Genomic DNA, 634 nt, shown 5'->3' with positions numbered 1-634 from the left:
ACTTCATGCCAAATATTTTAAGTGTTTTGATTGTCGGATTTATCTTTAACTATATTTTTGCGGTATTTCTTCCGTCTATTGCTCAAAATCTTGGGATGACGACACTTGCAACCAATATCCTAGGTAACCCGGACTTAGCTTGGGTTGGGATTGTGATTGTTGCCGTATGGCAGGCTGCTGCATTCAATGTCATTCTTTATTTAGCAGGACTTGCAACGATTGATCAAGGGCTTTATGAAGCATCCAATTTAGATGGTGCAAACAAATGGCAAGAGTTCTGGAAAATTACGTTCCCACTTATTGCTCCATTCTTCACAATCAACATGGTTCTTGCGATGAAGAACTTCTTAATGGTCTTTGACCACATTATGGCATTAACAGGAGGGGGACCAGGACGTTCAACCGAGTCTATTTCTCTATTAATCTACCGTGGTGGTTTCCAAGGTGGAGAGTTTGCCTACCAATCAGCTAATGCGGTCATTTACTTCATCGTCATTGTCACGATTTCTATTATCCAAATTCGTTTCTTGCAGAAGCGGGAGGTGCAAATGTAATGATGACGAAAAAAATAAACTGGACTGTCACGACATTACTTATCGTTGGATCGATCGTTATTTTGTTTCCCCTTTATTTA

At 39.9% G+C, this 634-nt stretch carries 1 protein-coding gene; it reads left to right on the top strand.

All coding sequences use genetic code 11. From position 1 onward, the window contains the following. Positions 1-554 (top strand): carbohydrate ABC transporter permease (locus AC1FXP_RS23570; RefSeq protein WP_480064320.1); only part of this gene is annotated, 554 nt, incomplete at its 5' end. Positions 555-634: the final 80 nt, after the last annotated feature.

This window comes from Halalkalibacter sp. HAAS-P013, assembly GCF_056619925.1.
This window is presented reverse-complemented; position numbering and strand designations above follow the sequence as displayed.